This is a genomic window from Phytopseudomonas flavescens (assembly GCF_900100535.1).
GTDB lineage: Bacteria > Pseudomonadota > Gammaproteobacteria > Pseudomonadales > Pseudomonadaceae > Aquipseudomonas > Aquipseudomonas flavescens.
The window spans coordinates 1-24,438 of the sequence record NZ_FNDG01000003.1 but is presented as its reverse complement, the minus strand read 5'-3'; the positions used below and the strand labels follow the sequence as shown (position 1 = coordinate 24,438).

Here is a 24,438-nt window from a genome sequence, read left to right as displayed (position 1 = left end):
AGGTCGTGCTAAGGCTTGCCGGCGTGCGCGGCGGCGGCTCGCCAGAAATCGGGCAGGAACACTTCGGCCACCAGTACCCCCAGAGCGCCGCGACGAAAGCACGAGCGGCGCGCCCACAAGGCCTCGTCGCGACGCTCTGCGGGCAGCCAGGCGGTCGGGTAGCGACAGATGTCCAGGGCGCCGCGTTCGAAGGCCTGGTCACTGAACAGCAACTCGCCCAGCGAGCGGCTGCCCAGCTGCTGCAGGTTCATTGCCGCGTTTTCCAGGGCACTGCGCGCCGCCACACTGCGGGCGAATACCCAGGGTTGGGCACGCCCACGCAGGTACACTTCGCGTATCCAGCCCTGGCTGCCTTGCGCGACATCCAGGGCGGCGCACTCGTCGCCGCGCAACGCCTGCCAGCCTTCGTACAACGGCATCACGCTGAAGTCATCGTCGGACAGTGCGGTCAGGCGGCGGGTCAGCGAATCCTCGTTGCACAGCCAGTCGCGCTCATGGGCCGTCAGCGCGGGAAGGCGTGCGGCATTCAGCCAGAGCGGGGAGGGCGGGTTGTCGGACACGGCGGCAGGTCATGGTGGTTCGCGAGGGGCGAGTCTATCACGCCACTCTAGGCCCGGCCTTCGAGGTGCATGGTGGCGCGCACCAGGCGTCGCTCTTGCTCTTCGATCTCCCTGAAACTGTCACGCAGCCCCTGGATATGCTCGCGGGCAGCCTGTTGGGCCTGGTCTGGCAGGCGCTTGACCACGGCGTCGTAGAGGCGCGCATGCTGGCGGTCGATCTGGCGTTTCTGCGCTGGCCGGTGGTAGAGGTTGTTGACCGAGGCGAACACGCTGGTAAGCATCAAATCGGTCAGCGATTGCAGGGTATGCAGCAGCACGGGGTTGTGCGATGCCTCGCAGATGGCCAGGTGAAAGGCATGGTCGCGGCTTGCCTGTTCACGCGCATCGATGCCCGCCCGGTCATGGACGGCGAGCATTTCCTGGTAACGACGGGTAAGCAGGACGAAGTCGGCACCGGTGCCGCGCAGGGCTGCCAGGCGCGCCGCTTCAGACTCCAGCAGCACGCGTACTTCCAGGAGGTCGAACAGGGTACGGGGTTGCGAACTGAACAGGTGCATCAGCGGGCTGGTGTCGCGTGGCACGCTGAGTGTCGCCACCCGCGAATCACGGCCGTGTGTCGTGTCGATGATGCCCCGGCCACGCAGCACCTTGAGCCCCTCGCGCAGCGCGGAACGGGAGATACCGAGTTTTTCGCACAGACGCCGCTCCGACGGCAGCGGCTGGCCCGCCTTGAGTACCCCGTCGACGATCAGGCATTCGATACGGTGCGCCACGGCATCGCTGACCTGGGGGTGTGCTGGCGTCCTGTGCGGATTCATGGCTGAGGGCTCATCGGGCAGAGTGCGCAAGGTGTTCAGGGGCAACCCCGGATAAGGGTGAATATAGATCCATCGCCATCGATTGCCAGGGGCGTGCCGATCCACGAGACCACGCTGACGGCGCAGAAACTGGTATGACCAGCTCGCGAATCGATGGACGCCAGGGCTTTATCGGATTACACCTCCCAGGCATGGGCGAGCGGTCAGCGCAGTCACCGGCCGCCGATAACAATAACGACCGGCCGAATGGATCCTGCCATGAGCATTGAGTATGACGAATGCGTCGACGGCGCATTGCCTGACATCGATCGCGCGTTCCTGCTGGCTGAACTGCAGGCGCTGCTGCCCGGGCTGACGGTGCTGCATGCCGCTGAGGACCTGAGCCCCTATGAGTGCGACGGCCTCTCGGTCTACCGCAGTACCCCGTTGCTGGTGGTGCTACCCGAGCATGTCGAACAGGTCGCGGTGTTGCTCAAGCTTTGCCACCGGCTCGGCGTGCCGGTGGTGGCCCGTGGTGCGGGCACCGGCCTGTCGGGAGGCGCGTTGCCGCTGGAGAAGGGCATCCTGCTGGTGATGGCGCGCTTGCAGCGGATTCTCGATATCGATCCGGCGGCACGTCTGGCCCGTGTGCAGCCGGGCGTGCGCAATCTGGCGATCTCCCAGGCCGCGGCACCGTTCGGCCTGTATTACGCGCCCGACCCGTCTTCGCAGATCGCCTGCTCGATCGGCGGCAATGTCGCGGAAAATGCCGGTGGCGTGCACTGCCTGAAGTACGGCCTCACCGTGCATAACCTGCTCAGGCTGGAAATCCTCACGGTCGAGGGCGAGCGCATGATCCTGGGCAGCGAAGCGCTGGATGCGCCGGGCTTCGACCTGCTGGCGCTGTTCACCGGCTCAGAGGGAATGCTCGGGGTCGTCACCGAAGTGACGGTCAAGCTGCTGCCCAAGCCACAGGTGGCCAAGGTGCTGCTGGCCAGCTTCGACTCCGTGGAGAAGGCCGGGCGCGCGGTGGCCGAGATCATCGCCGCGGGGATCATTCCCGGTGGCCTGGAGATGATGGACAATCTGGCGATCCGCGCGGCGGAGGATTTCATCCAGGCGGGCTACCCGGTTCAGGCGCAGGCCATTCTGCTGTGCGAGCTCGACGGCGTCGAAGCCGATGTGCATGACGATTGCGAGCGGGTACGCGCGGTGCTCGCTGCGTCCGGCGCGGTCGAGGTTCGTCAGGCCCGTGACGAGGCCGAGCGAGTGAGGTTCTGGGCCGGGCGCAAAAACGCCTTTCCAGCGGTGGGGCGTATCTCTCCCGACTACTACTGCATGGACGGCACCATTCCGCGGCGGGAACTGCCGGGAGTGCTCAGGGGTATCGCCCGGTTGTCCGAGGAGTACGGCCTGCGCGTCGCCAATGTGTTCCATGCCGGTGACGGCAATATGCATCCGTTGATTCTCTTCGATGCCAACCAGCCGGGTGAGCTGCAACGTGCCGAGGCCATCGGCAGTCGGATTCTCGAACTGTGCGTCGAGGTCGGTGGCAGCATCACCGGCGAACACGGCGTGGGTCGGGAAAAGATCAACCAGATGTGCGCACAGTTCAACGACGATGAGCTGACCCTGTTCCATGCCGTGAAAGCCGCCTTCGACCCTCGGGGTCTGCTCAATCCAGGCAAGAACATTCCCACTTTGCAGCGCTGTGCCGAGTTCGGTTCGTTGCATGTGCATCATGGGCAACTGCCGTTCCCTGAACTGGAGCGCTTCTGATGGCCGCGCGGTGTTCGCTGGATGCCAGCGACGTCCTGCTGGATCAGGTCCGCAATGCCATCGACAGGCGTACCCCGCTGCGTATCGAAGGCGGCGGCAGCAAGGCCTTTCTCGGTCGCGAAGTCGAGGGCGAGCGCCTCGACACGCGGATTCACCGTGGCATCGTCAGCTACGACCCGACCGAGCTGGTGATCACCGCGCGTGCCGGTACGCCGCTGAGCGAGTTGCAGGCCGTGCTGGATGAGGCGGGGCAGATGATCACCTGCGAACCACCCCATGCGGCGGCCGGCGCGACCCTGGGCGGCATGCTTGCCAGCGGGCTTTCCGGGCCGCGGCGACCCTGGGCTGGAGCCGTGCGTGATCTGGTACTGGGTACCCGGCTGATCACCGGGCAGGGCAAGCACCTGCGCTTTGGCGGCGAGGTGATGAAGAACGTCGCCGGGTATGACCTGTCACGTCTGCTGGCGGGCAGTTTCGGCTGCCTGGGGGTGATCACCGAGGTGTCCCTGAAAGTGCTGCCCAAACCGCAGCACCGACTCAGCCTGAGCCTGCACATGGATGCCCCGACGGCCCTGCTCAGGCTGGCCGAGTGGGGCCAGCAGCCACTGCCGCTGAGCGCCGCCTGTCATGACGACGGGCAGTTGCACCTGCGCCTGGAGGGCGGCGAAGGCTCGGTCACCGCCGCCCGTGAGCGCCTCGGGGGAGAGGCCCTAGACGATGGCTACTGGGATGATCTCAATCAGCAGCGCCTGGCGTTCTTCGCCGCCCCCGAAGCGTTGTGGCGCCTGTCGTTGCCGAACAACGCCGCGGTGCTGGCATTGCCGGGAACCCAGCTGCTGGACTGGGGGGGCGCCCAGCGCTGGCTGAAATCCGCCGCAGACGCCCGGCAGATCCGCCAACTGGCCAGCGCCAATGGTGGCCACGCCAGTTGTTTCACTGCCGGCCATTGCGATTCGCCATTCCACCCCCTGGCTGCGCCCTTGCTGCGCTATCACCGTCAGCTCAAGGCGCAGCTCGATCCGCTGGGGATCTTCAACCGCGGCCGCCTGTATGCGGAGCTATGAAGCATGCGGACCAATCTGAGTGAACAGACCAGGCAACTGCCGCACGCCGTCGAGGCCGAGCGGATTCTGCGTTCCTGCGTGCATTGCGGCTTCTGCAACGCCACCTGCCCGACCTACCAGGTGCTGGGCGACGAACTGGACGGACCCCGCGGGCGCATCTACCTGATCAAGCAGGTGCTGGAGGGGGGCGAAGTCACCGCCAGGACCCAGCTGCATCTGGATCGCTGCCTGACCTGTCGCAATTGCGAAACCACCTGCCCCTCCGGGGTGCAGTACCACAACCTGCTGGATATCGGGCGTGCCGTGGTCGACGTGGCTGTGCCACGCCCATTGGGGCAGCGCATGTTGCGTCGCGGCCTGCGTGCGCTGCTGACCCGCGAGGCGCTGTTCACGCCCATGGTCCAGCTCGGGCAGATGCTTCGCAGGCTGCTGCCGGCAGCACTCGAGGCCAAGCTGCCGCGTAGCGCTGGCGCCGCCAGACCGCGTCCGCCGATGCGGCATGCGCGGCGCGTGCTGATGCTCGAAGGCTGCGTGCAGCCAGGCTTGTCGCCCAATACCAATGCGGCTGCGGCGCGGGTGCTCGATCGCTTGGGCATCAGCGTGGTGACGGCCCGCGAGGCGGCCTGCTGCGGCGCCGTGGACTATCACCTGGATGCCCAGGAGCGGGGGCTGCAGCGCGCCCGTGCGAATATCGATGCCTGGTGGCCAGCCATCGACCAGGGCGTCGAAGCCATCGTGCAGACCGCCAGCGGTTGCGGGGCATTCGTCAAGGAGTACGGGCGTCTGCTCAGGCATGATCCCGAGTATGCCGACAAAGCACGGCAGGTCAGTGCGCTGGCCCGCGATCTGGTCGAGGTGCTGCGCGAGGAGCCTCTGGCGCTGCTGGCTGTCAGCACGCGGATGCGCGTGGCGTTTCACTGCCCTTGCACGCTGCAACATGCCCAGCGCCTGGGTGGTGCCGTGGATGACGTCCTGCTGCGTCTGGGGTTCACGCTGACACCGGTAGCCGACGGTCATCTATGCTGCGGTTCGGCCGGCACCTATTCGCTGACCCAGCCCGCACTGGCCACCCGCTTGCGCGATGACCGCCTCGACGCCCTGGAAAGCGGCCAGCCGGAGGTGATCGTCACCGCCAATATCGGTTGCCAGAGTCACCTCGATGGGGCACGCCGCACGCCGGTGCGGCACTGGATAGAAATCGTCGAAGAGGCAATGAACTGAACCCCTGATGGAGGATTACCCATGCACAGCAAAGCCGTACTCAGTCAGACCGATATCGCCCGCATGCTCGCCGCCGCCCGGGCCGAGGCCCAGGCCAATGGCTGGGCGGTGAGCATCGCCGTGGTCGACGACGGTGGTCATCCACTGGCGCTGGAGCGGCTGGACGACGCCTCGCCCATCAGTGCCTACATCGCCAGCGAGAAGGCCCGCACCGCCGCCTTGGGCCGGCGTGAGTCGAAAGGCTACGAGGACATGGTCAACGGCGGACGCAGTGCCTTTCTTTCCGCGCCTCTGCTGACCTCCCTGGAGGGTGGCGTGCCGGTGCTGGTCGAGGGGCAGGTGGTCGGCGCCATCGGGGTTTCCGGTGTCAAGGCCGACCAGGATGCTCAGGTCGCCAAGGCCGGCATCGCCGCGCTCTGAATGACCTGCCACCGGCCCGGGTGTCGAGTATGGCGCTGCGCGTAACGATCAGCGCCTGGTGCAGGCGGCTTGGCTGTCTGTGCTTATTACGGTAGCGTCTCGGCGCAATAACCGTGAGGCACGCCGGAGAGCGTTATGAAAAAGTGGCAATGTGTGGTGTGTGGGCTGATCTACGACGAGCGTGATGGTTGGCCCGATGACGGCATCGTCCCCGGCACCCGTTGGGAAGACGTGCCCGAAGACTGGCTGTGCCCGGATTGTGGCGTGGGCAAGATGGATTTCGAGATGATCGAAATCAACTGAGCCTTCGCCCAAAGCTTGCTGCGCGCCACTCGTGGATCACGCACCGCAGTGCCACTCCCGGGCCGCGCGGACGAGGCGAGTAGCGCTCGTTTACGTTCCTCAGGTCGTCCATGACGCCGTGGCGCTTGTCCTTCGGACCGGCAAGCTTGGACCAATCTTCAAATGAAGGAGCGAGCAATGAGCGATCCCGTGATCATCGTCGGCACCGGCCTGGCCGGTTACAACCTGGCCCGCGAATTCCGCAAGCTGGACAACGACACGCCGCTGTTGCTGATCAGCGCCGATGACGGGCGTTCGTACTCCAAGCCGATGCTGTCCACCGGTTTCGCCAAGGGCAAGGATGCCGACGGTTTGTGCATGGCCGAACCTGGGGCGATGGCCGAGCAGCTGGCTGCCCAGGTGTGGACGCATACGCGGGTTACCGGTATCGACCCCGGTCACCGGCGCCTGTGGATCGGCGAGGAGGCCGTGGCGTACCGTGACCTGGTGCTGGCCTGGGGGGCCGACGTGCCAGCGGTGCCCCTCGAGGGCGATGCCCGTGACAGGTTGTTTACGGTCAACGATCTCGACGGTTATGCACGTTTTCGCCAGGCGGCCCTGGGCAAGCGCCGGGTACTGATTCTGGGCGCCGGTTTGATCGGTTGCGAATTCGCCAACGACCTGTCGCTCGGCGGCTACCAGGTCGATCTGGTGGCACCCTGCGAACAGTTGATGCCCGCCCTGCTGCCGGCCGAAGCCGCCGCCGCCGTGCGTGGTGGTCTGGAGGCATCGGGCGTAGGCGTGCATCTCGGGCCGGTGCTGAGCCGGCTCGACAAGGCTGGCGAAGGGCTCGAGGCGCATCTGTCCGATGGCCGGGTGATCGCCTGCGACATGGTGATCTCAGCGGTTGGCCTGCGCCCGCGCACCGAGCTGGCTGCGGCTGCGGGCCTGGCCGTCAATCGCGGCATCGTGGTCGACCGCGGGCTGCGCACCTCGCACGCCAATATCTACGCGCTGGGCGATTGTGCGGAGGTCGACGGCCTCAATCTGCTCTACGTGATGCCGCTGATGGCCTGTGCCCGTGCGCTGGCGAAAACCCTCAGCGGCACGCCAGGTGAGGTGGCCTATGGCGCCATGCCGGTCACCGTGAAGACGCCTGCGTGCCCGCTGGTCGTATCGCCGCCGCCACCCGGGCGTCAGGGCGAGTGGACGGTAGAGGGCAGCGGTGCCGACATAAGAGCGCTGTGCCACGACGCCTCCGGCGCGCTGCTGGGCTACGCGTTGACGGGCGCGGCGGTGCAGGAAAGGCTGTCGCTCAATCGTCGACTGCCACCCTTGCTGCCCTGAGCGTTCTGTCGGCTGCTCGATGAATGGCCCGATTTAGCCGGTGACAGGGCTGGCGAAGCCCCTTGGAGCGTGCCATTCTCCCCCAGGCCTGCCGCAGCGTAGAGCTGTCGCGGCGTCTTGGCGCTGCATGGCATGGAACACAACAACAAACCGTAAGTGAGGCATTTATGCGTAAACCGGAACTCGCCGCCGCTATCGCGGAAAAAGCTGATCTGACCAAGGATCAGGCCAATCGTGTACTCAACGCCGTTCTCGAAGAAATCACCGGTGCGCTGAACCGCAAGGACAGTGTGACCCTGGTCGGTTTCGGTACTTTCGTGCAGCGCCACCGCGGTGCACGAACCGGCAAGAACCCGCAGACCGGTCAGCCGGTGAAGATCAAGGCCAGCAACACCGTCGCCTTCAAACCCGGCAAAGCGCTCAAGGACTCGGTCAACTGAGACCGGGCCCTTTGGTCTGTTGACGTTTCCACCCTGGGCCATTGGCGCAGTTGTTGTGAAATGTCAGCAGGCCTCAGGCCAACTGCCAGGTACCCGCCAAGCCGCTACAATTCGCGGCTTTCGCCTCTCGCCAACAGGCCATGCCATGAAATTCCGTTTTCTCCTCTGGATGCTGGGCCGTCTCATGGCCAAGGCAAGTCGTGATGATCCGGCGTTTCGCCAGCAATTGGAGGGGCGCGATCTGGTGTTCCAGCTGCACACCCAGGATGGCAGGATCGCTCGCCATTTCATCGTCAGCGAGCAACGTGTCAGCAGCAGGCGCGGCACCGTCGGCGATCCGGCCTTCGCCATCGGTTTCAAGGATGCACCCTACGGTTTCGCCACCCTGACGGCGAAGAACAAGCAATTGGCTTTCATGCAGGGTATCCAGAGCAAGGACATCCAGATCCAGGGCAATCCTGCCCTGGTGATCTGGTTCCAGGGCCTGACCAAATACCTGCGCCCCAAGCGGCCGGCCGACAAGAAAGCGGCCTGATTCAGCGGGGATCGTTCGCGGCCACGCGCAGAACGGATGGCCGCGAACGCTATCAGTTCGGCGACCCGAACTGCGACGCGAGATCGCGCAGGGCGACTTCCGCGGCCAGTACCTTGGCCAGCGCTTCTTCTGCCTTGTCCCGAGTGATACCCAGGTTGTCGATCAGGCTCTGCGGAATCTCGCGCTCTGGTCCGGTACCGATACCGTGGTTGCGCAGCAGGCTGACCGCCAGGTACACCAGGTTCGGGTAGGTGGAGTGGTTGCCGCCGTAGCTCGGGTCGTGCTGGAAGCGCAGTGCGACCGCCAGTTCTTCGGGCATGTCCCAGTAGCGCATGAGCCAGGAGCCGATCTGCTCGCGGCTGATGCCCAGCAGATGCTGTTCGATGTAGCTGTGCGGCAGGTGCTGGTTGACCTCGAGGTGCCGACAGATCAATGAGAAGTGCGGCGGAAAGACGTGGGCCAGCACCAGGTTGCCGAAGTTGTGCAGCAGGCCGGCCAGGTAGGTCAGCCCGGATTCCGGACGTTGTGCGCGCGGCATGGCGCGGGTCAGGCCCTCGATCACGGCGGCAGTGTAGATCGCCTGTTGCCAGTAGGGTGTGGTGTGCTGGGGTTGATCCTTGGGCAGGCTGAGGGTCTTGCCCAAGGCCAGGCCGAGGGCCAGGTTGATCACCAGATCGAAGCCCAGCACACGAACGATGGCGTCTTCCACCGAGCGAATCTTGCCAGGCGCCGCGTAGTAGGGCGATGCCGCCCAACTCACCACCTGGGCGGCCAGGGCCGGGTCGGTCTCGACCACGCCGGTGATGTCATCGACGGTAGCGTTTGGGTCGACACGCAGCTTGATGATCTTCTGGGCGGTCTCTGCCAGGGGCGGAATCTCGATGGTCTCTTCCAGGCGCTGCTGGATGCGCCGCGCCGTGAAGGCCTGAACCGCATGGCTGATCTCGGCACGATCGTCATCCGGGCGGGTCAGGTTGAGTCGTACTTTACTCACCGGCTCGCCGAAGCGCGCGGCGCTGGCCTTGCCCAGCAGGTTCTTGAACGCCTCCGTGTCGAGCTCCAGCAGCACGCCGGGTTCGCCAGACTGGATGAACAGGCTCGGCGCCTCGAGCAGGCGTTCGTCGTACAGGCAAGGCGAACTGGTCAACGCGGGGATGCCGGGCAGCACGTGCAGGTCATGCTTGCCGAGCATACGATCCAGCCGCTCCGGCTTGACCGCGGTGAGCTTGCGCCCGGTCAGCTCGGCCAGTCGATTGAGGTCGAGTAACTGATTCTGGGGAAACAGCACCAGCAGAGCGCCTACCGCGTCTTCGAGCAGGACGGTCTGCACGCGCTGGGCGGCCGGCAGGCCAGGCTGCTCATGGCGCACCTGGTAGCTCAGGCCGAGCTTTTCCAGCAACTGGCGAATCACCAGGGGCGGTTGTGGGGAGAGGTCGGCGATGGCTACTTCAGTCATGACGTGTTCCGTCGTAAAGGGGGATGCAGCTCCCCAAGTATAACCAGCAAGCGGACGACGCGACCTGGCGAGTCGACCATCGTCCCGTGTGACGCTCACACTTGCCCATATTGTTGACCATGACGCAGCCAACGCTCCAGCAGCGGGCTGACATGCTGTGGCCAGTTCTCCAGCAATGCCTGCGCCGCATCGCGAACCGCCGGCAGCAGGTCGGCATCACGCATCAGATCGGCTACCTTGAACTGCAGCAGGCCGGTTTGTCGAGTGCCGAGCATTTCTCCGGGGCCGCGCAGCTCCAGATCCTTTTCCGCAATGATGAAGCCGTCACAGGTTTCGCGCATGATACCCAGCCGCTCGCGCCCGATCTGCGACAACGGCGGGTGGTAGAGCAGCACGCAATGACTGGCCGCGCTGCCCCGGCCGACCCGGCCCCGCAACTGGTGCAATTGGGCCAGGCCGAGGCGTTCGGGGTTCTCGATGATCATCAGGCTGGCGTTGGGCACGTCGACACCGACCTCGATCACCGTGGTGGCCACCAGCAGCTGCAGTCGACCCTGTTTGAACTGATCCATCACCGCGGCTTTCTCGGCGGGCTTCATGCGTCCGTGGATCAGGCCGACCTGCTGGCCGACAAGAGCGGCCGCCAGGTCCTCATAGGTGGTTTCTGCCGCCTGGCAGGTCAACTCCTCGGACTCTTCGATCAGCGTGCAGACCCAGTAGGCCTGCCGCCCTTCGTTGCAGGCCGAACGTACCCGCTCGACCACTTCGAAGCGGCGGCTGTCGGCGACCAGCACGGTATTCACCGGCGTGCGGCCGGGAGGCAGCTCATCGAGAATCGAGGTGTCCAGATCCGCATAGGCGCTCATCGCCAGCGTGCGTGGGATGGGGGTGGCAGTCATGATCAACTGGTGCGGGCTGAGCCTGCCGCCCACACCCTTCTGGCGCAGCGCCAGGCGTTGCTGGACGCCGAAACGGTGCTGTTCGTCGATGATCGCCAGGGCCAGGTTGCGAAAGCGCACCTCCTCCTGGAACAACGCATGGGTGCCGACCACCATGGGCGCACCCGCGGCGATCTGCTCCAGGGCGGCGACCCGCGCCTTGCCCTTGAGCTTGCCAGCCAGCCAGGCGGTCTCCAGGCCCAGTGGCCGCAGCCAGCGAGTGAAGTTGAGGTAATGTTGCTCGGCGAGGATTTCCGTCGGCGCCATCAGCGCGACCTGGTAGCCGGCTTCTATCGCCTGCAGGGCGGCAAAGGCCGCGACCACGGTCTTGCCGGCGCCGACGTCGCCCTGCACCAGACGCAGCATCGGCTCGTCCTGGCTCAGGTCATAGGCGATTTCCGCGCCAACCCGCTGCTGCGCGCCGGTGGGTTTGAAACCAAGGTTGGCGAGGAACTGCTGCGGCAGCGCTCGTGCGACTGGCAGCGCGGGCGCCCGCTGAGCACGTGCACTTTCCCGCAGGCGCTGCATCGACAACTGATGGGTGAGCAGCTCTTCGAAGGCCAGCCGGTGCTGAGCCCAGTGGCGGCCCTCGGCGAGTTCCTCGAGGTCGGCATCCGGTGGCGGGCGGTGCAGGTAGCGAATCGCCTGATCCAACGGCGCCAACTGGTAGTCGTCGGCCAGTGCGCGGGGCAGCCAGTCCGGCAGGCTGTGCGGGCCGAGGCGAGCCAACGCCTGCTCGCTGAGCTGGCGCAGACGTTGCTGTGTCAGGCCTTCGGTGGTCGGGTAAATCGGCGTCAGGGTCTGTTCCACCGCTGGCGGTTCGTCTGCCGACAGGGCGCGGTACTCGGGGTGATAGATTTCCAGACCGGACGAACCGGGGCGGATCTCGCCGTAGCAGCGTACCTGGGTACCGCGTTTGAGGCCTTCCTTCTGGGCATTGCTGAAATGGTAGAAGCGCAGGCTGAGCGTGCCACTGCCGTCATTCAGGCGCACCAGCAGGCTGCGGCGTTTGCCCATGACCACGTCGGCGCCGGAAACACTGCCCTCGACCACCGCATCCTGGCCTGGCCGCAAGGTCCCGATGGGGACGATGCGGGTGCGATCCTGATAGCGCAGGGGCAGATGGAAAAGAATGTCCTGCAGGGTTTCCAGGCCAACCTTGGCGAGTTTTTCCGCCAGGGCCGCGCCAACGCCCTTGAGATCGGTGACGGGAACCGTCGACAGCTCGCTCATCGTTGCCCTCAGGCGCCACGCGGCGTGGGTTTGGCGACCGAGCACAGGCGGATGGAGTCGGCCAGCACTTCGATGGCCTTGGGCCGTGGGAAGCTGGCGCGCCAGGCGATGGCGACGGTGCGAAAAGGCGCTGGCGGACTGAGTGGACGCACCTCGATGACCCCAGGGGCGTAGTGATGGCTGTCTACCGCCGAGAACGGCAGGATCGACACACCGAGCCCCGAGGCCACCATATGACGGATGGTTTCCAGCGAGCTGGACTCCACCGTGGTGTGCCGCGCCTGCTCCTCGCCCTTGCGCAGGGTCGGGCAGGCTTCCAGGACCTGGTCGCGGAAGCAATGACCCTCGCCGAGCAACAGCAGGCTCTTGTCGTTGAGCAGCTTGGTATCGATGGTCTTCATCGCCGTCCACGGGTGCTCCGCCGGCAACAGGGCATAGAACGGCTCGTCATACAGTGGCAGGGTCAACACGTCGGCTTCCTGGAACGGCAGCGCGACGATGATCGCATCCAGTTCGCCAGTGCGCAGCTTGTCGCGCAGCACGTGAGTGAAGTTTTCCTCGATGTACAGCGGCATCTGGGTCGCTACGCGGTGCAGCTGGGGGATCAGGTGCGGGAACAGATAAGGGCCGACGGTATAGATGGCGCCGATCTTCAGGGGGGCCGCCAGCTGGTTCTTGCCCACCTGGGCCAGTTCACGGATGCCCTGGGCCTGCTCCAGCACCTTCTGCGCCTGGGTGACGATGCCTTCGCCGACCGGCGTCAGGCGCACTGCGCTCTTGCTGCGCTCGAAAATCAGCACACCCAGTTCGTCTTCGAGTTTTTTCACGCCGACCGACAGCGTGGGTTGGCTGACGTGACAGCGCTCCGCGGCTCGGCCGAAATGCTGTTCCTGAGCGAGCGTCACGATATAGCGCAGTTCAGTGAGGGTCATAGTCTTAGTCCATTGAGATGCAGCCAAGCATAGCCGCTGCCTTCAATGTAACCAACCACCGGGCTTGCATCCGCGCCTGAGGGGGGCTCCGCCCCGGCTTCCGGCCCGGGGCGGATGGTTATGTCAGCGACCGCGGCCGCGCTCCAGCGAATAGATGAACGGTGCGACGATTTCCACGCTGCCACCCTTGAGCACTTCGGGCGGCGGCTTCGGCAACGGTTGCGCCCGGCGGATCATCTGCAGCGTGGCCCGATCCAGGGAGGCGCTGCTGGATTTGCCGATCAGCGTGTACGACAGCACCATGCCGTCGGCATCGACCACGAAGCGCAGACGGTTGACGCCCTCCAGACCGCGACGGCGCGCATCTTCCGGGTAGCGTTTGTACTTGGCCAGGTGGCCCAGCAACTCGCTCTGCCAGCTGACTTCAGCCTTGCTGGGCGAACTGACCGGCGCCTGTTGCGGTGCTGCCGGTTTGGCTTGCGCAGGTGCAGGAGGCGCGGGTGGTGCGTCTTCCGGTGGCTCTTCCTGAGGCTCCGGTGGCTTGGGCTCCGGTGGTTTTGGCTTCGGCGGCTTGGGTTTGGGCTTGGGCTTGGGTTTGGGCGGCGTCACGGCAAGCGTTGGCTTGGGGGCTTCGGCCAGTTTCGGTTGCGGTTCGGGCTCTTCCGGAACGACTTCCGGCGGAGGTGGCGGAGCCGGTTTTGGCGCTACGGGGGGCAGCGGCTCCAGCTCGACGATCATGGCTGCGGGGGGCAGCTCGATGGGCGTCGCCTGGGGTTGCCAGTACATGGCCCAGAGGAACAGGCCGATGTGCAGCCCAATCACGATGACCAGGCTGGCAACCCAGGAGAAGGTGCGGCTGGATTTCTTCATTGCGCGCCGACCGTCTCCAGGCCTACCAGGCCGATCTTCAGGTAACCGGTACCGCGCAGGGTATCCATGACTTGCATCAGGTCGCCATACTCGACGCCTTTGTCGCCGCGCACGAAGATGGTCTTGTCCTTGTCATTCTGCGTCAGCTTGTCCAGCGCCGCACCGAGCGTTGCCGGCTGCACCTCGTCATTGTCCAGAAACAGCTTCTTGTCTTCCTTGATGCTCAGGTAGATCGGCTTGTCCGGGCGCGGCGCCGGCTTGGCGCTGGATGCCGGCAGATCGATCTTCACGTCGACGGTAGCCAGTGGCGCGGCGACCATGAAAATGATCAGCAGCACCAGCATCACGTCGATGAAGGGCGTGACGTTGATCTCATGGTTTTCCTGGAGATCGTCGCCGCCGTTTTCGTTGAGATGAAGACCCATGGCCTTAACCTGCCTTGACCATGTGAGGCTGTTGACCGCGCTCGCTGCCAGGCAGCATGTCCAGGTCACGGCTGACCAGCAGCAGCACCTGAGCCGAGGCATCGGCGACCTGCGCCTTGTAGGCACTGATCGAGCGCGAGAAGGCGTTGTAGATGATCACTGCGGGGATGGCGGCAACCAGGCCCAGGGCGGTAGCCAGCAGTGCCTCGGCGATACCGGGGGCGACCACCGCGAGATTGGTGGTCTGGGTCTTGGCGATGCCGATGAAGCTGTTCATGATGCCCCACACGGTACCGAACAGGCCGACGAAGGGCGCAGTCGAACCGATGGTGGCGAGCACCCCGGTGCCCTTGCTCATCTCGCGACCACAGGCACCCACCAGGCGCTCTAGGCGGAAGCTGACACGCTCCTTGATACCTTCCTTCTCGCGACTGGAGGCCGAGAGTTTCAGTTCTTCGCGGGCGTCTTCGATGAGGACTTCGCTGAAGCTGTGTTTGGCACGAGCCTGGTCGCTGGCCTGAGCCAGGTTGCGGGCGCTTTTCAGTTCGACGATTTCACGGCGCAGACGGCGGCGGGCGGTCACCAGTTCGATGGTCTTGGCGATCCAGATGGTCCAGGTCAGGATCGATGCCAGTACCAGGCCGATCATCACGCTTTTGACCACCACGTCGGCGCCCTGATACATGCCCCATGGGGACAGGTCGTGGAAGACCGCTTCCGCTTCGGCGGCGGAGTCTTCACCCATCGCCTGGGCGTCTGCGCTCTGCTGGGCGGCGAGGGCCTGCTGCAGTCTCTCGGCATCCTGGGGGGCGATGTTGTTTTCGGAGAAGAACTGTTGGCGTGCTTCGTTGAGCTGCTCCGGCGTAGCCTGCGGGCCCAGTGCTTCGAGTTTGTCACCCAGTGCGTCGACCTGCGCCGACGAAGCCTGCATCTGAGGTGAAGCCGCGGCCGGGGCGGTGTTGGCGGGCGTCTGCTGGGCGGCGGCAGCTGTCGCTGGCTCGGCTGGCGCGGTCGCCGACTGATCGGCAAAGCTCGTGGTCGGAGGCAGCGCCAGGCTGAGCAGCAGAGCGAAGAGCGCACCGAGGCGTTGCGGCCGAGCGGCGAGGATGGTTGGCTTAGCGCTATGGGCGGTAGAGTTCATGCTTGCCGGACCTAAGTGTGATGACGGTGACCTGCGCAGGCGAAATGCTGCGCGGCAAAAAAGGGTGAGTATTATTGCAAGTAATTCTTGTTTATGAAAGCGTTAGTGTAACTGTATTACATTAAGGTCTTCGTATTGGGCCATTAGCCGAAGTGAGAGGCAGTGATGAGTGGAGTTGCAAGCGTGATGATCGCTGGCTGCGGGGATGTCGGAGGCCGCGTTGCGCGGCGTCTGCGTGATGCCGGCTGGCAGGTCTATGGCATGCGCCGGACGGTCTCCGAATTGCCCGAAGGCATCCTGCCGGTCGCAGGCGATCTGCACGAGCCCGGCTGCCCCGAGCAATGGCCGCAGGGAGAGCTGGATTATCTGGTATACAGCGCGGCGGCCACTGAGCACGATGAGCCCGGCTACCGCCGGGCCTACGTCGATGGCCTGCGTCACGTGCTGAGTTGGCTGCAGTCACGAGGACAGCGTCCGAAGCGTCTGCTGTTCGTGTCCAGCAGCGGCGTATACGCCCAGGCGGAGGGCGAATGGATCGACGAAACCTCGCCTGCCGAGGCGCAGAGCTATTCGGGGCGGGTGATCCGTGAGGCGGAGCAGGTGGCGTGGGGCGCCGACCTGCCGGCTACCGTGGTGCGGCTGACAGGCATATACGGGCCGGGTCGCCAGTGGCTGCTCAAGCAGGTGCGCATGGGCTATCGCGTGGCGGTGGAGCCCCCGCTCTATGGCAATCGCATTCATGCCGATGACGCGGCTGGGCTGCTGGCCTTTCTGCTCCAGGTGGATTCGACAGGCAAGCCCCTGGATGACTGCTACATCGGCGTGGATGACGAGCCCGCACCACTTCATGAGGTGGTGGGCTGGTTACGTCAGCAGCTCGGTGTCGAGCATTGGGCGCAAGACTCGGCCGTGCGCCGCTCCGGCAGCAAGCGTTGCAGTAATGCGCGTGCCCGTGCGTTGGGCTGGTCGCCGCAGTATCCCGGTTATCGCGAGGGCTATGCCGCGGTATTGCGCGAGGGCTGAAGTGAGTCGCCCGGAACGTCCGCTCCGGGCGCAGCCACACTCAGTCGAGGACCAGAATGCCGTCCATCTCGACCTGCGCGCCCTTCGGCAGGGCGGCCACGCCAATGGCGGCGCGGGCAGGATAGGGCTGCTGGAAGTAGCGGCCCATCACTTCGTTGACGGTGGCGAAGTGGGAGAGGTCGGTCAGGAAGATGTTCAGCTTGACCACGTCCTTGAACGAGCCGCCGGCTGCCTCGATGACCGACTTGAGGTTCTCGAACACCTGCACGGTCTGCGCCTCGAATCCGTCCACCAACTCCATCGTCTTCGGGTCCAGAGGGATCTGCCCGGACAGGTAAACGGTATTGCCGGCCTTGATGGCCTGGGAGTAGGTGCCGATGGCGGCCGGAGCCGTGTCGCTGCTGATAACGCTCTTGCTCATGGAAAACTCCTCGATAGGGCAGCCTCAGGCTGCAAGACGGATGTAGGCAGGCTACAGGCTGATGTGCTCCGTCTCAAGCCGCGACAGGCCTTGTTGCGCCTTTGGGATAAGTCGTGACGCTGCCGGGTGTCGCTTTGCTGAATGTGGTGCTGCAGGATGGCTTGCCTTGAGGGTAGCAATGGGCGTGTCAGGTCACGCCTTCATGCGGGTGATGCGCATGACGCCGGGCAGGGTGCGCAGCTTCTTGATCACCCGCGCCAGATGGACGCGGTCGTGCACGCTGACCACCAGCTGGACCACGCTGACGCGGCCGTCGCGTTCGTCCATGCTGATCTTTTCGATATTGCCATCGGCAGCGTTGACGCTGCCGGCCAGCAGGGCGATCAGGCCGCGCTGGTGCTCCAGTTCGACGCGCAGTTCGACGTTGAACTCGCCCGTGACGTCCTTGGCCCAGGACAGCTGGATGCATTTTTCCGGGTTGTGGCGTACTTCACTGATATTGCGGCAGGTATCCATGTGCACCACCATGCCCTTGCCGGCAGAGAGGTGGCCGACGATCGGGTCGCCCGGAATCGGCGTACAGCACTTGGCGTAGCTGAGCACCAGGCCCTCGGTGCCGCGAATGGCCAGTGGGCTTTCGGCGTTGGGCAGCTCCTCGCCCTCGCTGGCCAGCAGGCGGCGAGCGACCACGTAGGCCATGCGGTTGCCGAGGCCGATATCCTCGAGCAGATCCTCGAAGGCTTCCAGGCGGTACTCGGTGAGCACGGCCTGCTGGCGCTCGGGCTGCAGTTTGTCCAGATGGGTTTCGAAGCTGGCGAGCACCTTGTTGAGTAGGCGCTCGCCAAGGTTGATCGACTCCGAACGACGCTGTTGCTTGAGGGCGTGACGGATATGGGTTCTGGCCTTGCCCGTAACCACGAAGTTCAGCCAGGCCGGGTTGGGGCGAGCGCCGGGCGCACTGACGATCTCCACGGTGGAGCCGCTTTCCAGCGCCTGGGACAGTGGTGCGAGGCGGCGGTTGATGCGGCAGGCGATGCAGGTGTTGCCGACATCGGTGTGCACCGCGTAGGCGAAGTCCACCGCCGTGGAGCCTTTCGGCAGCTCCATGATGCGGCCCTTGGGCGTGAACACGTAGACCTCGTCCGGGAACAGGTCGATCTTCACGCTCTCGATGAACTCCAGCGAGTTGCCAGCGCGTTGCTGCATCTCCAGCACGCCCTTGACCCACTGGCGCGCGCGGGCATGGTTGCCCTTCGGCGTTTCATCTTCGTTGGATTTGTACAGCCAGTGGGCGGCGATACCGTTGTTGGCCATCTCTTCCATCTCGCGGGTGCGAATCTGGATTTCGATGGGCACGCCATGCATGCCGAACAGGGTGGTGTGCAGCGACTGGTAACCGTTGGCCTTGGGAATCGCGATGTAGTCCTTGAAGCGTCCGGGCAGCGGCTTGTAGAGATTGTGTACGGCACCGAGCACGCGGTAGCAGGTGTCGACCTTGTCGACCACGATGCGGAAGGCGTACACGTCCATGATCTCGTTGAAGGCGCGGCGCTTGCCGCGCATCTTCTGGTAGATGCTGTACAGGTGCTTCTCGCGCCCCATCACCTCGCCCGTCATGCTCTCGCGTTCGAGGCAGTGCAGCAGCGATTCCTCGATGCGGGTGACGATTTCCTTGCGATTGCCGCGGGCACGGCGCACCGCGGCGCGAATACGCTCGGAGCGCATCGGGTGCATGGCCTTGAAGCCCAGGTCCTCGAATTCCACGCGCATGCTGTGCATGCCCAGTCGATTGGCGATGGGGGCGTAGATTTCCAGGGTTTCCTTGGCGATGCGCCGGCGCTTCTCGCCGGACAGCACTTCCAGGGTGCGCATGTTGTGCAGGCGATCGGCCAGCTTGACCAGGATCACGCGGATGTCGCGGGCCATGGCCATGGCCATCTTTTGGAAGTTCTCGGCCTGGGCCTCGGCCTTGGTCTCGAAGTTCATCTGGGTCAGCTTGCTGACCCCGTCCACCAGCTCCGCCACCGATTCGCCGAACTGCGCGTGCAGGGCTTCCTTGGCGATGCCGGTGTCCTCGATCACGTCGTGCAGCATGGCAGCCATCAGGCTCTGATGGTCCATGTGCATGTCGGCGAGGATGCTGGCCACGGCCAGCGGGTGGGTGACGTAGGCTTCGCCGCTGCGACGGCGTTGCCCGTCGTGCGCCTGCTCGGCGTAGAAGTAGGCGCGGCGAACCAGGTTGACCTGGTCGTCACCCAGGTAGCTCGAAAGTCGATCGGCGAGGGCGTCTATGCTCGGCATGGGAGGCTCCCTTGCCAGGCCTTGTGAACCTGCGGCGTACGCTTTCGACCAGGCATCGGCTTACAGAGGCTCGTTCGCCTCTTCCTCGAAGGCGGCGAACAGCGGCTCTTCTTCGATGATGTCTTCCTGGGCGATGATGTCGGCGTCTACCAGGCCACCAGCGATTTCGCGCAGGGCGACCACGGTGGGCTTGTCGTTTTCCCAGGCCACCTTGGGCTCTTTGCCGCCCGTGGCGATCTGGCGAGCGCGCTTGGTGGCGAGCATGACCAGCTCGAAGCGGTTATCGACGTTGTCCAGGCAATCTTCAACGGTAACGCGGGCCATGGTGTTCCTCGTAGCGAATGCGAAAATAAGGCGGGCCCGAATGGGCGAGCGGACTGGTTAGTCTAGAAAAACGCCAGCATTAAGGGAAGAGAAAGTCGCTGGAAGGTGCAAGTTCGCGAAACAGGGAGCTATCGCCGGTACGCAACCGGCAGTGGGTGGATCGGCTTCGCATCAGCTATACACCCCCATACACCCGTTCAAGGACTGCACGTGAGCCTTAACTCCGCTGCGCTCAGGCCAGTAGTTCGTTCAGCAATCCCATGTGGCGCTGCTGCTGGGCCGTCTGCAGCAACTGGTTGGCGCGCAATACCGCTTTCAGATCGCTGAGTGCATGGGAGAAGTCATCGTTGATCACCAGATAGTCGTACTCGACGTAGTGACTCATTTCGCTGACCGCTTCGCGCATGCGCTGCTCGATCACTTCGCCGCTGTCCTGGCCTCGGCCGGTCAGGCGGTGGCGCAGCGCTTCTAGGGTCGGCGGCAGGATGAAGATCGACTTCGCTTGCGGCATCAGGCGGCGTACCTGTTGGGCGCCTTGCCAATCGATCTCCAGAATCAGGTCGATGCCCTCGGCCAGGGTCTTCTCCAGCGAGCGCTGCGAGGTTCCGTAATGGTTGCCGAACACCTGGGCGTGCTCGAGGAACTCGTTACGCTCGAGCATGGAGGTGAACTGTGCGTGACCCACGAAGTGATAGTGCACGCCGTCGCTCTCACCCGGGCGCATGGCACGGGTGGTGTGCGATACCGAGACGCGAACATGGGGTTCGCTGTCGATCAGTGCCTTGACCAGGCTGCTTTTGCCTGCGCCCGAAGGCGCGGAGATGATGTACAGCGTGCCGGTGGTGGTGCCCATGGATCTGTCCTGAAACGGGGAGGTCGGGAGGTGCGCAGCCGGGGCCGGGCGTCGGTCATTCGATGTTCTGTACCTGTTCGCGCATCTGTTCGATCAACACCTTGAGGTTGACCGCGGCCTGGGTGCTGCGCGAGTCGAAGGCCTTGGAACCCAGGGTGTTGGCTTCGCGGTTGAGTTCCTGCATCAGGAAGTCCAGGCGCCGGCCTGCCGCACCGCCCGCCTTGAGCACGCGGCGCACCTCGCTGACGTGGGTGCCGAGGCGATCCAGTTCTTCGGCGACATCGCTCTTTTGCGCCAGTATCACCAGTTCCTGTTCGAGGCGCTGAGGATCGAGATCGACCTGCATCTCGCGGCAGCGTTCGAGGATCTTCTGGCGCTGTGCGTCGAGCATCTGCGGCACCAGCGCGCGCAGGGCGGCCACTTCATCGAGCATGCCGTCGAGGCGTTCGTCGAGCAGTCTGGCCAACTCGGCGCCTTCGCGGCTGCGGCCTTTTTTCAACTCGTCCAGGGCGCTGCCGAACAGCGCCAGCGCCGTCTTGTTGAGCGCCTGAGGGTCACTGCCGTCGGCCACCAGCACGCCGGGCCAGGCCAGGACTTCCAAAGCGTTGAGCGGGGCGGGCTGCTTGATCAGCGCCGCCACGCTTTCCGCGGCGGCGATCAGTTGCGTGGCCTTGTCGCGGTCGACCTGCAGCGGTTTGCCGGCGCTGTCTTCGGTAAATCGCAGGGTGCATTCCACCTTGCCGCGCGACAGGCCCTGGCGCAGCGCTTCGCGTACCGCGCCTTCCAGGTCGCGGAAGGCTTCCGGCAGGCGCAGGTGGGGTTCGAGGTAGCGGTGGTTGACCGAGCGCAGCTCCCAGCTCAGGGTGCCGTTGGCACCTGCCTGCTCGGTACGGGCGAAGGCCGTCATGCTGTGGATCATGCTGCTACCTCGTTGAAGAATGCTGATTTGGCGCCGGCCAAAGGCGGCGATTGTAGCGCAGTGCGGCGGCGCCTCCCAATCCTGAGCGCGTGCGTCGCATGTGCACGGTCGCAGCCAGACGGCAACAGCCCCTATACTGCGCGGCAGATTCCCGATTCCATATAGAGCACGAGCAGGTATTCCTTGATGAAACGTCCCAGTGGCCGCGCGGCCGATCAGTTGCGCTCGATCCGCATCACCCGCAACTACACCAAGCATGCCGAAGGTTCGGTGCTGGTGGAGTTCGGCGATACCAAGGTGATTTGCACCGTCAGCGTCGAGCAGGGCGTACCGCGCTTCCTCAAGGGCCAGGGGCAGGGCTGGGTGACTGCCGAGTACGGCATGCTGCCGCGCGCTACCGGTGACCGCAATCAACGTGAGGCCAGCAAGGGCAAGCAGGGCGGCCGTACCCTGGAAATCCAGCGCCTGATCGGCCGCTCGCTGCGCGCCGCGCTGGACATGAGCAAGCTCGGTGAAAATACCCTGTACGTCGATTGCGACGTGATCCAGGCCGATGGCGGTACCCGTACCGCCTCGATCACCGGCGCCATGGTCGCGCTGGTCGATGCGCTCAAGGCGATGAAGAAGCGCGGCGGCCTGAAAGGCGGCGACCCGCTCAAGCAGATGATCGCCGCCGTGTCCGTGGGCATCTATCAGGGCGAGCCGGTGCTCGATCTGGATTACCTGGAAGACTCCGCTGCGGAAACCGACCTGAACGTGGTGATGACCAGCAGCGGTGGTTTCATCGAAGTGCAGGGCACTGCCGAAGGCGCGCCCTTCCAGCCTGCCGAACTGAATGCCATGCTGGCCCTGGCGCAGCAAGGCATGACCGAGCTGTTCGCCCTGCAACAGGCCGCCCTGGCCGAGTGACCGGTCGCTGACCGAGGAGAGCCACGATGGATGACAGCAACCTGTTGACGCCCGCCCCCGAGCCCAGCAAGGAAGCGCGCCAGTGGGCGATGATCTGCCACTTCGCCGCGGCCCTCGGTTTCATCTTCCCCTTCGGCAATCTGATCGGCCCGCTGATCGTCTGGCAGATCAAGAAGGACCAGGATGCCTTCATCGACGAGCAGGGCAAGGAAGCGCTGAACTTCCAGATCACCGTGGCCATTGCCGGCATCGTCTGCCTGATGTTGATGCTGGTGCTGATCGGCTTCCTGCTGATGGGCCTGCTGTGCATCGGCACCATCGTGCTGACCCTCATCGCCGGCATCAAGGCCGGTGAGGGCCGCCCGTATCGCTATCCGTTCTGCCTGCGCCTGGTGAAGTGACGCGCCCTCGCGCCAGCGTGTCGCCGCGGGCTGTTAGAGGCCGCGTCTGGTGGCGGAGCTGAGCGTCACGCTATGGCGCAGGGGCCTGCACAGGTGATTCATGGGCGCGTTGTGCAGCGACTGGGTCGTCGGCCAACTGAGCGCCAATCATCAAAACTGTGAACGGCTTCCACGGCGCGGTCTCTTGATGGCTATATGCTATTTGACCTAATGCGCCGTATGGGCAGTAACGCTCACTATCAGGGATGAAAAATGGCTTTCCGCAAAGGAACCGCGGTCATAGTGCTTTGCCTGGGAGGGGCTCCGTCGTTCGCCAGCGCCCAGACGCCAGGCGACCAGGAGCTGCTGCGCGAGCGTCAGCAGCGCGTGCTGCAGGAGCAGCAGCAGCGCCTGCAGGAGCTGCAGCAACTACCGGGCCGGGAGGCCGACGCAGCGGCCGCTCCCGTGCCGGACGACCCACGCTGCTTCGCCATCGACGAGATCGAGATCAGCGGCGCCAGCCTGTTGTCCGAGGCTGACCGTGCGACGATCCTCGCCCCCTTCGCTGACGCCTGCCTGGGTGTCAGCCAGCTCAACGGGCTGCTCAAGGCGATCACCGACCACTACATCGACCGCGGCTACGTGACCACCCGGGCCTACCTGCCGCAGCAGGATCTGTCCGCCCGTACGCTGAAGATCACCGTGGTCGAAGGGCGCCTGGAAGGGCTGGACAGCTCCGCCCTGGCCAGTGACCGGGAGCTGGCCATGAGTTTTCCCGGAGCGCCCGGCGAGGTGCTCGACCTGCGCGAGCTGGAACAACTGGTGGAGAACCTCAACCGCCTGCCATCGCGTTTCGCCAAGCTGGAGCTGGTGCCGGGCGAACAGGTGGGCGGCAGCCGTGTGCAGTTGCAGGGCGAGCGCAGCAAACCGTGGCGGGCGAGCCTGTCGCGGCACAACGATGGTCAGCTCAGTACCGGCGAGCAACAGTGGGGCATCGGGCTGGAGTGGGACAGCCCGCTCGGCCTGGCCGACCAGTTGAGCCTGCGCGCCTCGCGCGATGCGGTCAGCGACAGCTACCGCCATTCCCACAGCCAGAGCCTGAACTACAGCCTGCCCTACGGCTGGTGGACGTTCAGCTACAACTACGGGCAGTCCTACTACCGCACCACCGCCGACCTCAACGGGTTCGCCGTGAAAACCGATGGCGACTACCAGAACCATGGGCTGCGTGCCGAACGTGTGCTGCACCGCGACAATGTCAGCAAGACCGCCTTCAGCAGCGGCCTGAGCCACGTGCGCAGCAACAACTTCATCGAAGACAGCCGCATCGACTTCTCCAGCAACCGCCTGAGCGAGTGGCAACTGGGCTTCAACCACGGGCGGCGCATCGGCACGGGCTTCGTCAACCTCGACGCCGGTTGGCAGCGCGGCATTGGCGCCTTCGATGCCCAGAGCAACGGCAATCCGCAAGGTGACCAGGGCGTCGCCCGCTACAACAAGTACACCCTGACCCTGAGCTATCTGCAGCCTTTCAATCTCTGGGGTGAACGTTTCAGCTTCGACAGCCTGGCCACCGGGCAGAAGAGCGAAGACGAGCTGTTCAGCCCGGCACGCATCAGCATCGGCGGGCTCAACTCGGTACGCGCCTTCAAGGATCAATCGCTGTCGGGCAACAGCGGCGGCTACTGGCGCAACCAGTTGCGCTGGAGCCGGCCGGTCACCTGGGTGCCGCTGCAGCCCTTCGTGCAGCAATACGGTGTCGCGCTGGCCTATGACGTCGGGGTGATCAGCCACGACAGCCACAACGGCGGTGCCAGTGGGCGCATGAGCGGTCATGCCCTGGAACTCAGCGCGCGTGGCGAGCACCT

Annotated in this window: 25 protein-coding genes; 12 read left to right on the top strand and 13 right to left on the bottom strand. The window is 64.8% G+C overall.

All coding sequences use genetic code 11. The features are described 5' to 3' along the window. Window positions 1–8 precede the first annotated feature (8 nt). Together BLR94_RS04275 and glcC are read right to left on the bottom strand one after the other, a co-directional pair. Window positions 9–560 (bottom strand): chorismate--pyruvate lyase family protein, encoded by a 552-nt coding sequence (locus tag BLR94_RS04275; protein WP_084303537.1) that lies wholly within the window; start codon window positions 558–560, stop codon window positions 9–11. A gap of 47 nt (window positions 561–607) precedes the next feature. Continuing rightward, window positions 608–1,378, bottom strand: coding sequence for a transcriptional regulator GlcC (gene glcC / locus BLR94_RS04270; protein WP_084303536.1), 771 nt, complete (start codon window positions 1,376–1,378; stop codon window positions 608–610). Window positions 1,379–1,636: 258 nt separating this feature from the next. Here glcC and glcD point away from each other — a divergent pair, with 258 nt between their 5' ends. The 8 genes from glcD (at window position 1,637) to BLR94_RS04230 (ending at window position 8,445) form a co-directional block, all read left to right on the top strand. Next, window positions 1,637–3,136, top strand: coding sequence for a glycolate oxidase subunit GlcD (glcD, locus tag BLR94_RS04265; protein WP_084303535.1), 1,500 nt, complete (start codon window positions 1,637–1,639; stop codon window positions 3,134–3,136). Continuing rightward, entirely contained in the window at window positions 3,136–4,200 is a 1,065-nt protein-coding gene (gene glcE, locus BLR94_RS04260) for a glycolate oxidase subunit GlcE (protein WP_084303534.1), read from the top strand. The genes glcD and glcE overlap by 1 nt, the downstream gene beginning before the upstream one ends. A 3-nt stretch (window positions 4,201–4,203) precedes the next feature. Then, window positions 4,204–5,421 carry a glycolate oxidase subunit GlcF gene (glcF, locus tag BLR94_RS04255; protein ID WP_084303533.1) on the top strand — a complete coding sequence of 406 codons (1,218 nt, stop codon included), beginning with the start codon at window positions 4,204–4,206 and terminating at the stop codon, window positions 5,419–5,421. A gap of 21 nt (window positions 5,422–5,442) precedes the next feature. Beyond that, window positions 5,443–5,841 (top strand): heme-binding protein, encoded by a 399-nt coding sequence (locus BLR94_RS04250; protein WP_084303532.1) that lies wholly within the window; start codon window positions 5,443–5,445, stop codon window positions 5,839–5,841. Between the two features lie 135 nt (window positions 5,842–5,976). Beyond that, a complete protein-coding gene (locus BLR94_RS04245) occupies window positions 5,977–6,144 on the top strand; it encodes a rubredoxin (protein WP_084303531.1) in 168 nt (55 codons plus the stop codon). Between the two features lie 162 nt (window positions 6,145–6,306). Then, a complete protein-coding gene (locus tag BLR94_RS04240) occupies window positions 6,307–7,470 on the top strand; it encodes an FAD-dependent oxidoreductase (protein WP_090423654.1) in 1,164 nt (387 codons plus the stop codon). Between the two features lie 167 nt (window positions 7,471–7,637). Further along, complete coding sequence (locus BLR94_RS04235) at window positions 7,638–7,910, top strand: HU family DNA-binding protein (protein ID WP_073263100.1); 273 nt, start codon at window positions 7,638–7,640, stop codon at window positions 7,908–7,910. A 145-nt stretch (window positions 7,911–8,055) separates the two neighbouring features. Further along, window positions 8,056–8,445, top strand: a complete 390-nt coding sequence (locus BLR94_RS04230; RefSeq protein WP_084303529.1) for a helicase — start codon at window positions 8,056–8,058, stop codon at window positions 8,443–8,445. A 52-nt stretch (window positions 8,446–8,497) separates the two neighbouring features. On the opposite strand, the gene BLR94_RS04225 is transcribed toward BLR94_RS04230, so the two are convergent. The 6 genes from BLR94_RS04225 to exbB form a co-directional block, all read right to left on the bottom strand. Further along, window positions 8,498–9,901, bottom strand: coding sequence for an HDOD domain-containing protein (locus BLR94_RS04225; RefSeq protein ID WP_084303528.1), 1,404 nt, complete (start codon window positions 9,899–9,901; stop codon window positions 8,498–8,500). A 95-nt stretch (window positions 9,902–9,996) separates the two neighbouring features. Beyond that, entirely contained in the window at window positions 9,997–12,072 is a 2,076-nt protein-coding gene (gene recG / locus BLR94_RS04220) for an ATP-dependent DNA helicase RecG (protein ID WP_084303527.1), read from the bottom strand. A gap of 8 nt (window positions 12,073–12,080) precedes the next feature. After that, window positions 12,081–13,004 (bottom strand): hydrogen peroxide-inducible genes activator, encoded by a 924-nt coding sequence (locus tag BLR94_RS04215; RefSeq protein ID WP_084303526.1) that lies wholly within the window; start codon window positions 13,002–13,004, stop codon window positions 12,081–12,083. A 123-nt stretch (window positions 13,005–13,127) separates the two neighbouring features. Beyond that, window positions 13,128–13,874: an energy transducer TonB gene (locus BLR94_RS04210; RefSeq protein WP_084303525.1), complete on the bottom strand. Its 747-nt coding sequence runs from the start codon at window positions 13,872–13,874 to the stop codon at window positions 13,128–13,130. Next, window positions 13,871–14,299, bottom strand: a complete 429-nt coding sequence (gene exbD / locus BLR94_RS04205; RefSeq protein ID WP_084303524.1) for a TonB system transport protein ExbD — start codon at window positions 14,297–14,299, stop codon at window positions 13,871–13,873. Before exbD ends, BLR94_RS04210 begins: the two co-directional genes overlap by 4 nt. Before the next feature lie 4 nt (window positions 14,300–14,303). Next, window positions 14,304–15,440, bottom strand: coding sequence for a tonB-system energizer ExbB (exbB, locus tag BLR94_RS04200; protein WP_084303523.1), 1,137 nt, complete (start codon window positions 15,438–15,440; stop codon window positions 14,304–14,306). A gap of 165 nt (window positions 15,441–15,605) precedes the next feature. Here exbB and BLR94_RS04195 point away from each other — a divergent pair, with 165 nt between their 5' ends. After that, window positions 15,606–16,463: an SDR family oxidoreductase gene (locus BLR94_RS04195; RefSeq protein WP_084303522.1), complete on the top strand. Its 858-nt coding sequence runs from the start codon at window positions 15,606–15,608 to the stop codon at window positions 16,461–16,463. 40 nt (window positions 16,464–16,503) lie between these two features. Here BLR94_RS04195 and BLR94_RS04190 read toward each other — a convergent pair whose 3' ends face one another. The 5 genes from BLR94_RS04190 to BLR94_RS04170 all read right to left on the bottom strand — a co-directional run bounded on the left by BLR94_RS04190 (window position 16,504) and on the right by BLR94_RS04170 (window position 21,281). Continuing rightward, entirely contained in the window at window positions 16,504–16,884 is a 381-nt protein-coding gene (locus tag BLR94_RS04190) for a RidA family protein (RefSeq protein ID WP_084303521.1), read from the bottom strand. Between the two features lie 192 nt (window positions 16,885–17,076). Then, entirely contained in the window at window positions 17,077–19,185 is a 2,109-nt protein-coding gene (spoT, locus tag BLR94_RS04185; RefSeq protein ID WP_084303520.1) for a bifunctional GTP diphosphokinase/guanosine-3',5'-bis pyrophosphate 3'-pyrophosphohydrolase, read from the bottom strand. Between the two features lie 60 nt (window positions 19,186–19,245). Next, window positions 19,246–19,509 carry a DNA-directed RNA polymerase subunit omega gene (gene rpoZ / locus BLR94_RS04180; protein ID WP_084303519.1) on the bottom strand — a complete coding sequence of 88 codons (264 nt, stop codon included), beginning with the start codon at window positions 19,507–19,509 and terminating at the stop codon, window positions 19,246–19,248. Between the two features lie 232 nt (window positions 19,510–19,741). After that, window positions 19,742–20,362 (bottom strand): guanylate kinase, encoded by a 621-nt coding sequence (gene gmk, locus BLR94_RS04175; RefSeq protein WP_084303518.1) that lies wholly within the window; start codon window positions 20,360–20,362, stop codon window positions 19,742–19,744. Between the two features lie 55 nt (window positions 20,363–20,417). After that, a complete protein-coding gene (locus BLR94_RS04170; RefSeq protein ID WP_084303517.1) occupies window positions 20,418–21,281 on the bottom strand; it encodes a YicC/YloC family endoribonuclease in 864 nt (287 codons plus the stop codon). Between the two features lie 186 nt (window positions 21,282–21,467). Here BLR94_RS04170 and rph point away from each other — a divergent pair, with 186 nt between their 5' ends. From rph to BLR94_RS04155, 3 genes are all read left to right on the top strand, one after another. After that, window positions 21,468–22,190, top strand: coding sequence for a ribonuclease PH (gene rph, locus BLR94_RS04165; protein WP_084303516.1), 723 nt, complete (start codon window positions 21,468–21,470; stop codon window positions 22,188–22,190). Window positions 22,191–22,216: 26 nt separating this feature from the next. Further along, window positions 22,217–22,591, top strand: coding sequence for a DUF4870 domain-containing protein (locus BLR94_RS04160; RefSeq protein ID WP_084303515.1), 375 nt, complete (start codon window positions 22,217–22,219; stop codon window positions 22,589–22,591). Window positions 22,592–22,843: 252 nt separating this feature from the next. Then, window positions 22,844–24,438 (top strand): ShlB/FhaC/HecB family hemolysin secretion/activation protein (locus BLR94_RS04155; protein WP_090423660.1); only part of this gene is annotated, 1,595 nt, incomplete at its 3' end.